Here is a 14,082-nt window from a genome sequence, read left to right as displayed (position 1 = left end):
ACCCATGACATGTCATGGGTTTTTTTATCGGTCAGCAAAGGCTCGCGGCGCGCTGTTGGTAGGCCTCGGCCATTGCACGAACCTGTGGGTCAGTGGCTGCGGCCAACGCAGCGTGGGCCGTTCGCAAAAACTTCAGATTGCCGCCCGCCAGCGCCTTGCGCAGCCACGCCAATGCCTCGTCGATTCGGCCTCGGTCAGCCACTATCGCGGCATAACTGAACTGCCCGCGAAAATCCCCGCCTTCGGCTGAGCGCCGATACCACTCGACAGCCGCCTCAAAATCCCTCGGGCAATAGTGGCCGTCTTCCAAATAACGCCCCACAAGGTTCATCGACTTGGCGTGGCCCTGCTCTGCAGCCAGCCGATAAAAGCCCAGCGCTTGCGGTCGGTCTTCGTCGACACCACGACCGGTGGCCAGCAGGTTGGCATAGTTGTATTGGCCCCAATCCAACCCGGCCTCTGCCGCCAGGCGATACTCTCGCGCAGCTGCCACCTCATCTACGGCGCAGCCCCAGCCATGTTCCAGGCAACGCCCGGCCATATTGCGTGCCATCAACTGCCCGCCGTTGGCGGCGATCCGGAACCAGCGCAGCGCCAGCGCTTCATCGCGCGCAATGCCGCGCCCTTCCAGCAGGATTTGTCCCAGCAAGGCCTGGGCATCAACCACGCCCGCCTTGGCTGCCATCAAAATCGCCTGGGCGGCGCGCACCGGGGAATCGTCGAGCATGCTTTGCAGTTGCTCGACGTTGAGCACTTCTTCACGGCGCAAAAAAAAGCCCATGTCAGACCTCGACCCAGCGGCGCAACAGGTTGTGGTACGTGCCGGTGAGCTGGATCAGCGCTGGATGGTCAGGAACATCGCGGGTCAGTTGCTGGATGGCGCCGTCCATCTCGAACAGCAAGGTGCGCTGGCTGTCTTCACGCACCAGGCTTTGGGTCCAGAAGAACGAAGCGTAACGCGCGCCACGGGTTACGGCGTTGACTTTGTGCAGGCTCGAACCTGGGTACAGCACCATGTCGCCGGCCGGCAGCTTGACCCGCTGCAGACCAAAGGTGTCCTGGATCTCCAGCTCGCCACCGTCGTATTCATCCGGATCACTGAAAAACAGTGTGGACGACAGATCGGTCCGGACCCGTTCATGGCTGCCCCGCGCCTGGCGCACGGCGTTGTCGATGTGGAAGTCGAAACTGCCACCGGCCGTGTAGCAATTGAGCAAAGGCGGAAAGACCTTGTGCGGTAACGCCGCTGACATAAACAGCGGGTTTTTCCACAAACGCTCGAGCATCGCCGCGCCAATTTCCTTGGCCAGCGGGTGGCCCTCGGGCAATTGCAGGTTGTGTTTGGCTTTGGCGGACTGATGCCCGGCGGTGATTTTACCGTCGGCCCACTCGGTGTTTTCCAAGGCTTGGCGAATGCGCAGCACTTCCTCGCGAGAGAACAGGCCGGGAATGTGCAGCAGCATGGGGCGGTACCTGAAGGCAGAGAGGCGCCAATGGTATTGATTCTTATCCGCCCTGTAAAACGCGGGAGACGAACGAGTTCGTAAAAACCGTAAGCAAAAAGTGTAAAGAATGTAAATTCAGTGCGAATAGTAATGTATCGCAATTGATAGAAACTCTTGTTGACCCTATATTCCGCGGCCTTACAACCTTGGGGAAGGGACACGTCAATGTCGCGCACACTGCTAAAAACATCAGCCAGTTCACCACGCATGCTGGCTTCGGCCATCGGCGTAGCACTCAGCGCCAGCTCTGCCGCCCAATTGGCGCAAGCGGCCGAAAGCACTGAACAGAAAGGCGAGCGCAACAGCATCTCCCTGGGCGCCACCAGTATTACCGGCCAGGAGCAGGACAACACGTCCTACCAGGTGGAAAAAGCCGCTTCGCAAAAGTACACCGCGCCACTGGTAGACACCCCGCGCTCGGTGACCGTGGTGCCGCAACAAGTGCTCAAGGACACCGCCGCCACCTCGTTGCAGGACGCCTTGCGCACTGTACCGGGCATTACTTTCGGTGCCGGTGAAGGCGGTAACCCTCAGGGCGACCGTCCGTTCATTCGCGGTTTTGATGCCCAGGGCGACACTTACCTGGACGGCGTGCGCGACACCGGCGGCCAGAGCCGCGAGATCTTCGACATCGAATCGATCGAAGTCAGCAAAGGCCCGAACTCCTCGTTCGGCGGTCGGGGTTCGGCTGGCGGCAGCATCAACCTGGTGAGCAAAACGCCACAGGCGCGCGACTTCACCAACGGTGGTTTCACCTACGGCTCCGACCAGACCCGCCGCTACGTGCTCGACGTGAACCGCCAGTTCCTCGACAACGCCGCGTTCCGCTTGAACCTGATGAGCCACGAGCAGAACGTGGCTGGCCGCGATGTCATCGACTATGACCGCTGGGGTGTTGCGCCGTCGCTGACCTTCGGCCTGGGCACGCCGACGCGCGTCAACTTCAGCTACTACCACATGGAAAGCAACGACCTGCCGGACTCGGGCATTCCCTACGGCTACAGCTCGCCGACCGCCACTGCCCACGGGCACGACAAACCCACCGATGGCGGCGACAGCAACAACTTCTACGGCTTGAAAGACCGCGACTTCCGCAAGACCCGCGCCGATATCAGCACGTTCTCCATCGAGCACGACCTGAACGACAACATGACGCTGAAAAACACCCTGCGCCATGGCAGCACCGGCCAGGACTACGTGCTCACTCAGCCGGACGACAGCCAGCGCAACGTCAGCCGTTTCGGCACCGTGTGGCGCCGTGCCAACACGCGAGTGTCGACCACCGACACCACCACCAACCAGACCGACCTGTTCGGCAGTTTCCAACTGGCGGGCATGAAGCACTCGTACTCCACCGGCCTGGAATTCACCGGCGAAGAAACCCGCGTCAGCGGCTACACAGTCAGCCCGAACGCCAACCCGACCTGCACCGTGGCCAAAGGCAGCCTGGGCGGGCAGTGCACCTCGCTGAGCAACCCGACGCCGGATGACGCCTGGACCGGCAGCGTCGCGCGCAACTACTACGGCACCAACACCAAGGCCACCAGCCGCGCCGCCTACGTGTTCGATACCCTTGAGCTGGACCCGAAATGGCTGTTGAACCTCGGCCTGCGCTACGACACCTTCGACACCGAAGCCAACACCAACGCCGCCGCGGGGCGCAGCAAAATCAAGGACGACAGCCAGTTTTTCAACTGGCAGGCGGGCCTGGTCTGGAAGCCGCTGGAGAACGGCAGCATTTACACCTCCTACGCCACCTCGGCATCGCCTGCCGGCGGCATGGTCGGTGAAGGCCAGGAAACCAACGGCTTCGTTACCGGCATCAACACCAGCGACCTGAAACCCGAAGAAACCGTCAACTACGAACTGGGCACCAAGTGGGACCTGTTCCACAACCGCCTGTCCCTGACCGGCGCGATCTTTCGTACCGAGAAGAAAAACACGCGCATTCTGGTGGACTCCAACACCTACGAAACCGCGGGCGAATCGCGAGTGGACGGCATCGAACTGTCCGCCAGCGGCAAGCTCACCGAACAATGGCAAGTGTTCGCCGGCTACAGCTACCTGAAAAGCGAGCTGGTTGACCCCGGCAAAAACGGCAACCGCCAGGGTGTCGTCACTGCCGGTTCCAACAAGGGCAACCAAATGCCCAACACGCCGAAAAACACCTTCAGCCTGTGGACCACCTATGACATCACGCCAAAGCTGACCATCGGCGGCGGCGCGTTCTACGTCGACCAGGTTTACGGCGACGCGGCCAACACCGTTTACGTGCCGTCGTACACGCGCTACGACGCCATGGCCAGCTACAAGCTGACCAAGAACGTCGACCTGCAACTGAACGTGCAAAACCTGACCGACAAGACCTACTACGACAAAGCTTACGCGGCGCACTTCGCCAACCAGGCGGCCGGTCGTACGGCGTTGTTGACCACCAGTTTCCACTTCTAAACGCGGCCAACTTCTGGCCCAAAGCCCCACGCATCGGATGCGTGGGGCTTTTGCGTGTAAAACAGAATATTTCTCGTTAGCCCACGGCATAATGCGCGCCGTGACTTATATATCCAGATGAGCGAGGCGGTCCGACGTGTTGAAGAAAACCCTGTTCCAGTTGCACTGGTTCTTCGGCATTACCGCCGGGCTGGTGCTGGCATTGATGGGGATCACCGGGGCTGCGGTCTCGTTTCAGGATGAAATTCTGCGCGCGCTCAATCCGACCGTCTTGAGCGTCGAAAAACGCGAAGCCGGCGTGCTGCCGCCTGCCGAACTGGTGCGCAAGCTGGAGGCCACCGAAGGCAAGACCGTGTCGATGCTGTGGGTAGAAAGCGACAGCGGCAACGCCGCGCGCGTGTTCTTCACCGCACCACCGGGCGAGCGGCGTGGCCAGATGCGCTACTTCGACCCGTACACCGGCAACTACATGGGCGACGCCGTCGGCCAGGACGTGTTCGGTTTCATCTTGCAGCTGCACCGCTTCCTGGCGGCTGGCGATACCGGCCGGCAAATCACCGGTGCCTGCACGCTGATCCTGGTGTTCTTCTGCCTGTCGGGCCTGTACCTGCGCTGGCCGCGCCAGGTGGCAAGCTGGCGCGCCTGGCTGACGTTGGACTGGCGCAAAAAGGGCCGCAGTTTCAACTGGGACCTGCACTCGGTGTTCGGCACCTGGTGCCTGCTGTTTTACCTATTGGCCGCGCTCACCGGCCTGTATTGGTCGTATGACTGGTACAACCAGGGCGTAACCAAACTGCTCTCCGACGCCCCGCAAAATGAACGCATGCGCAAGCGCGGCCCGCCGCCCGAAGGCCCGGCGCCCGTGGCCAACTACGACGCGATCTGGAGCAGCATCTACGCCAACGCCGGCCCCGGCTTGAGCGCCTACAACATCCGTATGCCGGCCGTCGCCGGGCAGCCGGCCATTGTGTATTACCTGCTCAAAACATCGCCGCACGACCGCGCGCTGAACCAGATCAACCTCGACCCGGCCACCGGCGAGGTCAAGTCCCATGACCGCTACGCGAGCAAGACCTTCAAGTCGCAATTGCTCACCAGTGTCTACGCGCTGCACACCGGCAGCTACTTCGGGCTGGTAGGCCGCATCATTCTGACCGTCAGTGCGCTGTGCATGCCGCTGTTCTTTATTACCGGCTGGCTGCTCTACCTCGACCGCCGCCGTAAAAAACGCCAGGTCCGCGATGCCCGCAAAGGCCTCGGCGCCAGCCACAGCGACGCCCCGGCGTGGCTGATCGGCTTTGCCAGCCAAAGCGGCTTTGCCGAACAGCTTGCATGGCAGACAGCCGGGCAATTACAGGCCGCCGGCCTGCCGGTGAAGGTGCAGCCGTTGGGCAGTGTCAGCCAGCAAGACCTGTGTGAGTCAGAACATGCACTGTTTGTAGTCAGCACCTTCGGCGACGGCGAAGCGCCCGACAGCGCCCGTGGTTTCGAGCGCAGCGTGCTCGGCCAGGACCTGTCGCTCAAAGGCCTTAACTACTCGGTGCTGGCCCTGGGTGACCGCCAGTACGAACACTTCTGCGGCTTTGCCCGGCGCCTGCATTTCTGGTTGACCCATCAAGGCGGCAACCCGTTGTTCGCGCCTGTGGAAGTCGACAGCGGCGACACCGAAGCGCTGCTGACCTGGCAACAGCAACTGGGCCAGCTCACCGGGCATGCGCCGGCATCCGCCTGGCAGACCGCCCAGTACGAAAACTGGACCCTGACCCGACGCACCCTGCTCAACCGCGACAGCGTCGGCTCGGACATTTACTTGCTCGGCCTCACACCGCCTTCGTCACACACCTGGCTGGCCGGCGACCTGGTGGAAATACTGCCGCGCAATTGCCCGTGGGCCATCGAACACTTCCTTGCCGGCCTGGGCCTGGCCGGCAGCGACGGCGTGTTGATCGACGGCCTTGCGCAAACCCTCAACCAAGCCCTGGCCACCCGCCAACTGCCGGACAACCGCGCGCACTTGGTCGGCCTGCACGCCCAGGCACTGGTGAACGCCCTGGTGCCCCTGGGCATGCGCGAATACTCCATCGCCTCGATTGCCAGCGACGGCGTGCTGGAGTTGATCGTGCGCCAGGAACGTCACCCCGACGGCAGCCTGGGCCTGGGTTCCGGCTGGCTGACCGAACACGCCGCCCTCGGCTCAAGCATCAGCCTGCGCCTGCGTCGCAACAGTGGTTTCCACCTGCCAGAGGCGCCAGTGCCGCTGATCCTTTTGGGCAACGGCACCGGCCTTGCCGGCCTGCGCAGCTTGCTCAAGGCACGCATTGCCGCTGGCCAGCAGCGCAACTGGCTGCTGTTTGGCGAGCGCAATATTGCCCACGACTACCTGTGCCAGGACGAGCTGCAAGGCTGGCTGGCCAGCGGCGATCTGGCCCTGCTGGACCTGGCGTTTTCGCGCGACCAGCCAGAAAAAATCTACGTACAGGATCGCCTGCGCGAGTCGGCGGACGTGCTGCGTCGATGGCTGGCAGACGGCGCGGCCATTTATGTCTGCGGCAGTTTGCAGGGCATGGCAACGGGCGTGGACCAGGTGTTGCATGAGGTGCTGGGCAGCGAAGCAGTCGAGCGCCTGATCGAGCAAGGGCGCTATCGCCGGGATGTGTACTAAGCCCTCATAAACACCGAGGATCAAATGTGGGAGCTGGCTTGCCTGCGATGCAGGCACCTCGGTGTATCAGTGACACCAGGGTGATGCAATCGCAGGCAAGCCAGCTCCCACCGTTTTTAAGTGCATTGCAGATCAGGCCGGCTGCAGTTTTTGCTCAAACACAGAGACCCCATCCAAGTCGCGCAAAATCACCGTCAACTCCGCCGTCTGCCCATCAATCTGCACCTCACCAAAAAACTGAAACCCGGCCAGCGGCGAGGTGTTCTGCGCAGGCGGCGCCTTCTCGAACACCACCTGCGGACCAAAGGTTTTATCCAACGGGTTGGGCCCAAAACTCCCTGCATTCAAAGGCCCGGCCACAAACTCCCAGAACGGCTCGAAATCCTGAAACGCCGCCCGGTCAGGGTGGTAATGGTGCGCCGCGCAATAATGCACATCCGCCGTCAGCCACACATGGTTACGCACCTGCTGGGCACGCAAAAACCCCAACAGTTCGGCAATCTCCAGCTCACGGCCCTGGGCCGGGCCAGGGTCGCCGTTGGCAATCGCTTCCCAGCGCGGCACGCCAGGGCTGACCTCGCCGTCAGGCACGCCAAGGCCGATGGGCATGTCGGCGGCGATGACCTTCCATTGCGCCGTTGAGGCCTTGAGTTCGCGCTTGAGCCAGTCCAGTTGCTCACGGCCCATGAACGGTTTTTCGCCTCCCAGGTTGTCGTCGTTGGGGCCACGGTAACTGCGCATGTCCAGTACGAACACATCCAGCAACGGGCCGTAACTGAGCTTGCGATAGATCCGCCCGCCGCCATCGGCGCTTTGCCGACGCATCGGTGAATACTCCAGCCAGGCCTGACGTGCGCGGCCCACCAACGTGTCGATGTCCCTGGTCTGATAGCGCTCATCGAGTTGCTTGCTCGGCGACCAGTTATTCACCACCTCGTGATCGTCCCACTGCCAGATCTGCGGCACCTCGGCGTTGAAGCGGCGCACGTTTTCGTCGAGCAGGTTGTAGCGGTAATTGCCGCGGTACTCATCCAGGGTTTCGGCGACTTTGCTCTTGGCTTCGGTGGTGATGTTGCGCCAGATGCGCCCGTCTTCAACGCTCAACTGCGCCGGCACCGGGCCGTCGGCGTAGATGGTGTCGCCGCTGTGAATAAAGAAGTCCGGCAGGCGCAGGCGCATCGCTTCGTAGATGCGCATGCCGCCAATGTCCGGGTTGATACCAAAGCCCTGGCCGACGGTGTCGCCGCTCCACACAAAACGGATGTCACGGCGTTGTTGCGGCACGCTGCGCAGGTGGCCGAACCACGGCTCGCTGGCGACGCCGGTCTGGGCGTCTTCAAAATGCACGCGGTAAAAGATCGCCTGGTCGAGCGGTAACCCGGTGAGTTCGACGCGGGCGGTAAAGTCGGTGCGGCTGTCGGCCAGTGGCGAGATGAATTTTCGCGGGTTGCTGAACACGCTGCGGGTGTCCCATTCCACCACCATCTTGGCCGGGCGGTCGCTGCGGCTCCAGATCATCGCGCGGTCGCCCAGCAGGTCGCCGGACTGCACGCCATCGGTGAGTTGCGGCCGGTCCTTGACCGACGCGATCACCGCCGGCGCCAGGCCCGGCAGCAGCAGGCCGGCGCCGACGGCTTGCATCACGCGGCGACGGCCGAGATCGAAGTGGCTCATGCAGGTGCCCTCTTGAGTATCAAAAGGTCAACTAAAGCACGCGGGGATGAAGCGGATGTGACACCGACTCGGCAATTGCGGAGCGCCAAATGTGGGAGCGGGCTTGCTCGCGAAAGCGCAGTGTCAACCAACGACTGCATTGACCGACACACTGCTTTCGCGAGCAAGCCCGCTCCCACATTTTTGACCGGTGTCAGGCCTTTCCTGCAGCTACGGTGAGTTCCACCGCCTCAGGGCGCTTGATCAACGCATACACCAACCCAGTCAGCAGGCTGCCGGCAACAATCGCCAGCAAGTACAGCAGGGCATGGTTCATCGCATTCGGAATGACCAGCACAAACAGGCCACCATGAGGCGCCGCCAGTTTGCAGCCGAAGTACATCGACAGCGCGCCGGTCAAGGCGCCACCGGCGATGCTGGCCGGGATCACGCGCAGCGGGTCTTTGGCCGCAAACGGTATCGCGCCTTCGGAAATAAAGCACAGGCCCAGAATCATCGCGGCCTTGCCGGCTTCGCGTTCGGTCTGGTCGAACTTGCGCCGCGCCAGGAACGTGGCGATGCCCATGCCAATCGGCGGCACCATGCCAGCGGCCATGGTCGCGGCCATGGGCGCGCCGCTGGAAGCGGCCAGCAAGCCGACGGAAAACGCATACGCCGCCTTGTTGATCGGCCCACCCAAATCGACGCACATCATGCCGCCCAGGAGGATGCCCAGCAGCACCGCATTGGTGGTGCCCATAGTGCTGAGAAAGTCGGTCAGGCTGGTGAGCAGCCGTGCGACCGGCGGGCCAACCAGATAAATCATTGCAAGGCCGGTAAACAAACTCGCCAGCAATGGAATGATCAGGATCGGCTTGAGCGCCTCCAGGCTCTGCGGCAATTTCACCGCGCGGGTGATCAACTTGACGCAATAACCCGCGAGGAAACCGGCGAAAATCCCGCCGATAAACCCCGCGCCCAGCGTGCCCGCGAGCAGGCCGCCAATCATGCCCGGCGCGAGGCCGGGGCGGTCGGCGATCGAGTAGGCGATATAGCCCGCCAGCAGCGGCACCATCAGCATAAAGGCCTGGTCGCCGACGGTTTTGAGTGCCGCCGCCAAGGTGCCTTTTTCTTCAAAGGCATGAATGCCGAACACAAACGACAAGGCGATCAGCAACCCGCCGGCCACCACCATCGGCAACATGAACGACACGCCGGTGAGCAGGTGTTTGTACACGCCGGTCTTTTCCGATTTTTTCGCCACCGCGCTGCCGGCCGCGCTTTCCACTGTGCCTTCGGCCAAGGCTTTGTTGAGCGTGGCTTCGGATTGCTTGAGGGCAATGCCAGTGCCACAGCGGTAAATCTTCTTGCCGGCGAAGCGCTCGGTGGCCACTTCAATGTCGGCCGCCAGCAACACCACGTCGGCATTGGCGATGGCCTCCGGGCTCAACGGCGTGCGCGCGCCCACCGAGCCTTGGGTCTCGACCTGCAAGTCGTAGCCCAGGCGCTTGGCGGTTTGCTGCAAGGCTTCGGCAGCCATAAAGGTGTGCGCTACGCCGGTGGGGCAGGCAGTGACCGCGACGATACGCGGCGCGGTGCTGGCTGCCTGCTGCGTCGCCACATAGACCTCAGCCTCTGCGGCGCCGCGACGCAATACTGCGTCTACATCCGCCAACGCCTGGGCCGGCGTGCTCTGGAACACGCGCTTGCCGACAAACCGCTGCATCTCCACCGGCGTGCTGCTGACCAGCAACACCCAATCGGCGTCATCGAGCGTGGCCTGGGACAACTGGCGCTCCGGGTGCTGCACGTCCACCACTTCGACGCTGGTGTGCAAGCCCTGGCGCTGCGCGGCGGCGTCCAACAAGCGGGCGCACAGCACACTGGTGACCATGCCGTTCGGGCAGGCGGTAACAATGGCTAACTTCATCACAAACCCTCTTATTGTTCTGTCAGCGCGCGCACATGGACGCCGCTTTCGAGACGCGCCAACTGCGCGTCATCGCTGATGCCAAACCCGATCTGTGTGACGGCCATCGCGGCAATTGCCGTGGCGCGCCGCAAGGTGGTTTGCGGCAGATCAACCCTGAGCAAACCGTGCAGCATCCCGGCCAGCAGCGAATCGCCGGCGCCCACCGTACTGGCGACGCTGACCTTGGGCGGCGTGGCGTGCAGCGCGGTGCCCGGGCTGAACCAGTTCACGCCGTCGGCACCGTGGGACACCACCACATGTTCCACGCCTTGAGCGTGCAACCGCTCGGCGGCCTGGGCCTGTTGCGCGATGGAGTCCGTGGCGCAATCCAAGGCCTCGGCCAACTCTTCAGTGTTGGGCTTGATCAGCCACGGGCCCGCCTGCAAACCGGCGCGCAAGGCTTCGCCGCTGGTGTCGAGGGCGACTTTCAAACCGAGGCTTTTCAGGTGTACCAGCAGGCCCTGAAACCACTGCGCGCTGATGCCGCGCGGCAAACTGCCGGCAACCACCACCGCGTCGTGCCCCGGCGCAATCAGCGTCAGTTGATTGAGCAACGCCTGCTGGGCCTGCTCACTGACCTGCGGCCCCGGCGCATTGACGTCGGTGACCCGGCCGTCCTGCTCGGCGATCTTGATGTTGCTGCGGGTTTCGCCCGGTACGCGAATAAACGCGTCGGCAAAACCACGCCGGGCAATCAACGCCTCGAAAGCTTGCGGATTGTCTTCACCGAGAAAGCCGCCGACGGTGACGTGATGGCCAAGGTCCGCCAACACTTGGGCGACATTCACACCTTTGCCGGCGGCGTGGGTCAGCAGGGTTTCGCTGCGGTTGACCGCCCCCGGCTCCAGGCGTGCCAGGCGTACCGTAAGGTCCAACGCCGGGTTCAGCGTCAGGGTCAGAATCTTTGCCATTTACACGGCCTCCACTAGGGCTCGCACTTGCGCGGGCGAACCCACCGCAAGGGCTTTTTGCGCCAGGCTCTGGGCCTCGCTCAGACTGAATTCGCGTACCCGCGCCTTCACTTCAGGAATGCTGCGGGCCGACACGCTCAACTCATCTACCCCCAGCCCGATCAGCACCGGCACTGCCAGCGGGTCCGCCGCCAATTCGCCGCACACGCCGACCCACTTGCCATGGGCGTGGGCAGCACGCACGGTGATGTCGATCAGTTGCAACACCGCCGGGTGCAGGCCGTCGGCCTGGGCCGACAGCGTCGGATGGCCGCGATCGATAGCCAGCGTGTACTGGGTCAGGTCGTTGGTGCCGACGCTGAAAAAGTCGACTTCCTTGGCGAGTACCGGCGCGAGCAAGGCGGCGGACGGCACTTCGATCATGATGCCCAGCTGCAAGTCGGCGACCGGAATTTCCAGGCGCAGGCGCTCGGTCATGTCCCGGGCCGCGCGCCATTCATCGACGCTGCCGACCATGGGGAACATGATGCGCAGCGGTCGGTTGTCCGCCGAGCGCAGCAGCGCACGCAATTGCGCTTCCATGATCTGTGGGCGTTGCAAGGTCAGGCGAATACCGCGCACACCGAGGAAGGGGTTTTCTTCCTGGGCGATCGGCCAATACGGCAGCGGTTTATCACCCCCAACATCGAGGGTGCGCACCACCAGCGGGCGGCCGCCCAGGCCGTCGAGTACGCGGCGGTATTCGGCCTCCTGAGTGGCTTCATCCGGCGCTTGTGGGTGAGCCATGAAAATCAGCTCGGTGCGCAGCAGGCCGATGCCTTCGGCGCCCTGCTCCACCGCGCCGGCAACACCGGCGCTCTCGCCGATATTGGCGAACACTTCCACGGCATGACCGTCACGGGTCAACGCCGGTTCGTGGCGCTGCGCCGAAGCCGCTTGCAGGCGCTGTTCGCGGGTGTCGCGCTCAACGCCGGCGCGTTGCAAGGTGGTGGCATCGGGGTCGACATGCAGGCGACCGCGCTGGCCATCGAGCAACAATGGCGTGCCGGACGCGAGCAGCAACACCGCCGCGCCCGCGCCTACCAAGGCGGGAATGCCCAGGGCCCGCGCGACGATGGCGCTGTGCGCCGTGGCGCCGCCACGCGCGGTGAGAATGCCGGCGACACGGGCCGGGTCCAGACGCGCGACGTCGGAGGGGCCGACTTCGTCCATCACTAAAATGTAGGGTTCGCTCGGCTCCTGGGCGGTCTCGACGCCGCACAATTGCGCCAGTACCCGACGGCCGATGTCGCGCAGGTCGGCGGCACGCTCGGCGAGCAAGGCATCCTGCAGCGACTCCTGCTGTTTGGCGGCGGCCTCGATCACGCTCATCCACGCCGCTTCGGCGCTCTCGCCCTGCTTGAGGCGGGTGTCGACTTCGTCGGTCAGTTCCGGGTCGTCGAGCATTTCCTGGTGGGTGATGAAGATCTCGCGGATGGCTTTGGCCTGGCTGCGTTCGATCAGGCCCTGGATATCGCGGCGCACATCGGCCAGGGCGCTCTGCAGGCGCTGGCGCTCAACGGCCGAGGACTCGCCGCGAAGGGGGTAATCGAAGACGTGCTGAATCTGGATATGTGCAGGCCCGATGGCAATGCCCGGCGCGGCAGCGATGGCCTGGATCTGGCTGCCGGCTGCGGGCGCGCTGATGGCCGGTTCGATGTCGACGGTGGCGGGCTGGGCACTTACGGTCGGCAGTGGCTCGACCTCTTCGCCCAGACCCTCTTCTACCGCCGCGAGCAACGCGGGCAATGCATCGCCGGCAATTGTCGGGTCAGCGACAAACTCCAGCACCTGGCCGCGACGGGCGCCAAGGCTCAGCAACTTGCTCAAACTTTTCACCGACACGGCGCCCACCGGGCCATCCACCAGGCGCACGCGAATATCGCCGTCAAAACCTTTCGCCAATTGCGCGAGGATCTTCGCCGGCCGCGCATGCAAGCCATGGGCGTTGGCCAGGGTGACGCGCACGCTGGGCCAGTCAGGCGGCAGTTCGCCGCCGAGCACTTCGAGCACCGCGCGGCTGCTGGTGGCACGGCCGAGTTCCTGGCCGCGCCCTTCAATGAGCAACGCACACAGGCGTTCGAGCAAATTCTGGTGCGCTTCGCCGAGGCTGGCCAGGCAAAACAAACCGTTGAGCGGCTGGCCGAGGTAACGCATGGGTTTGTCCGGCGTGACGAACGCAAGGCCCGGACGCTTGACCGTCTGCTCGCTGTGCAACCACCACAGGCCATCGCCCAGCGGCAACGCGTCGACCTGCTGCAACACGGCAGCAAAACCATTGCTCACGCAATCAGCCTGGCGCAGCAGACGCGCGCCTCGCCAGACAAGCTCCTCGAAGTCATCGGCGGACACGCCAAGGCTGATCATTTGCGCGTCCAGCGCCAGTTCCTGCGGCGCGCCTTGCAGCAGCTTCAGCAAGGCGTCAGCCGAACCGGCACGGCGCAGCGCCTGGCCCAGATCGGTTTCACCGAGGGCGCGGGTCAGCAATTGCAGCAAACGCAGGTGTTCATCGGATTTGGCGGCAATGCCGATGGCCAGGTAGACGATCTGGCCATCACCCCAGTCCACCCCTTCGGGGAACTGCAGCAGGCGCACGCCGGTGGAAAAAACCTGGTCGCGGGTTTCGGGGGTGCCGTGAGGGATGGCAATGCCTTGGCCGAGAAAGGTCGAGCCTTGGGCTTCACGCGCTTGCAAGCCACTGAGGTAACCCTCGGCGACCAGGCCGTCGGCCACCAGTTTGTCAGCGAGCAGGTGCAAGGCAGCAGATTTATCCACAGCCACCTGGCCCATGGATATCTGCTCTACAGTGAGCTCAAGCATGCCGTTCTCCTAGTTAGTGCGGTGGGCGCACTAGGTATTGTTTTGAATAAATCAGCGGGGCTGCGTTCA

Annotated in this window: 8 protein-coding genes; 2 read left to right on the top strand and 6 right to left on the bottom strand. The window is 63.4% G+C overall.

The features are described 5' to 3' along the window. Window positions 1-31 precede the first annotated feature (31 nt). Both AACV02_RS00805 and AACV02_RS00800 read right to left on the bottom strand, forming a co-directional pair. Entirely contained in the window at window positions 32-781 is a 750-nt protein-coding gene (locus AACV02_RS00805; protein WP_119736562.1) for a tetratricopeptide repeat protein, read from the bottom strand. A 1-nt stretch (window position 782) separates the two neighbouring features. Further along, entirely contained in the window at window positions 783-1,463 is a 681-nt protein-coding gene (locus AACV02_RS00800) for a Fe2+-dependent dioxygenase (RefSeq protein ID WP_106578624.1), read from the bottom strand. 207 nt (window positions 1,464-1,670) lie between these two features. On the opposite strand from AACV02_RS00800, the gene AACV02_RS00795 reads away from it, so the two are divergent. Further along, the gene (locus AACV02_RS00795; protein ID WP_119736559.1) at window positions 1,671-3,956 is read left to right on the top strand and encodes a TonB-dependent receptor; all 2,286 of its coding nucleotides are present in this window, start codon (window positions 1,671-1,673) and stop codon (window positions 3,954-3,956) included. 136 nt (window positions 3,957-4,092) lie between these two features. Continuing rightward, window positions 4,093-6,618 (top strand): PepSY domain-containing protein, encoded by a 2,526-nt coding sequence (locus AACV02_RS00790; RefSeq protein ID WP_119736557.1) that lies wholly within the window; start codon window positions 4,093-4,095, stop codon window positions 6,616-6,618. Between the two features lie 132 nt (window positions 6,619-6,750). On the opposite strand, the gene AACV02_RS00785 is transcribed toward AACV02_RS00790, so the two are convergent. From AACV02_RS00785 to ptsP, 4 genes are all read right to left on the bottom strand, one after another. Continuing rightward, window positions 6,751-8,292: an alkaline phosphatase D family protein gene (locus tag AACV02_RS00785; RefSeq protein WP_119736555.1), complete on the bottom strand. Its 1,542-nt coding sequence runs from the start codon at window positions 8,290-8,292 to the stop codon at window positions 6,751-6,753. A 193-nt stretch (window positions 8,293-8,485) separates the two neighbouring features. Continuing rightward, a complete protein-coding gene (locus AACV02_RS00780) occupies window positions 8,486-10,201 on the bottom strand; it encodes a PTS fructose-like transporter subunit IIB (protein ID WP_119736553.1) in 1,716 nt (571 codons plus the stop codon). A gap of 11 nt (window positions 10,202-10,212) precedes the next feature. Next, entirely contained in the window at window positions 10,213-11,154 is a 942-nt protein-coding gene (gene pfkB / locus AACV02_RS00775) for a 1-phosphofructokinase (RefSeq protein ID WP_119736551.1), read from the bottom strand. Then, a complete protein-coding gene (gene ptsP, locus AACV02_RS00770; RefSeq protein WP_119736549.1) occupies window positions 11,155-14,013 on the bottom strand; it encodes a phosphoenolpyruvate--protein phosphotransferase in 2,859 nt (952 codons plus the stop codon). Window positions 14,014-14,082: the final 69 nt, after the last annotated feature.

The sequence above is a fragment of the Pseudomonas sp. Larv2_ips genome, from assembly GCF_963879675.1.
GTDB lineage: Bacteria > Pseudomonadota > Gammaproteobacteria > Pseudomonadales > Pseudomonadaceae > Aquipseudomonas.
This window is presented reverse-complemented; position numbering and strand designations above follow the sequence as displayed.

Excerpts from the sequence above, each read along its gene's own strand:
- AACV02_RS00805 (WP_119736562.1), bottom strand. The coding sequence starts at position 781 with ATGGGCTTTTTTTTGCGCCGTGAAGAAGTGCTCAACGTCGAGCAACTG.
- AACV02_RS00800 (WP_106578624.1), bottom strand. The coding sequence starts at position 1,463 with ATGCTGCTGCACATTCCCGGCCTGTTCTCTCGCGAGGAAGTGCTGCGC.
- AACV02_RS00795 (WP_119736559.1), top strand. The coding sequence starts at position 1,671 with ATGTCGCGCACACTGCTAAAAACATCAGCCAGTTCACCACGCATGCTG.
- AACV02_RS00785 (WP_119736555.1), bottom strand. The coding sequence starts at position 8,292 with ATGAGCCACTTCGATCTCGGCCGTCGCCGCGTGATGCAAGCCGTCGGC.
- AACV02_RS00780 (WP_119736553.1), bottom strand. The coding sequence starts at position 10,201 with ATGAAGTTAGCCATTGTTACCGCCTGCCCGAACGGCATGGTCACCAGT.
- pfkB (WP_119736551.1), bottom strand. The coding sequence starts at position 11,154 with ATGGCAAAGATTCTGACCCTGACGCTGAACCCGGCGTTGGACCTTACG.
- ptsP (WP_119736549.1), bottom strand. The coding sequence starts at position 14,013 with ATGCTTGAGCTCACTGTAGAGCAGATATCCATGGGCCAGGTGGCTGTG.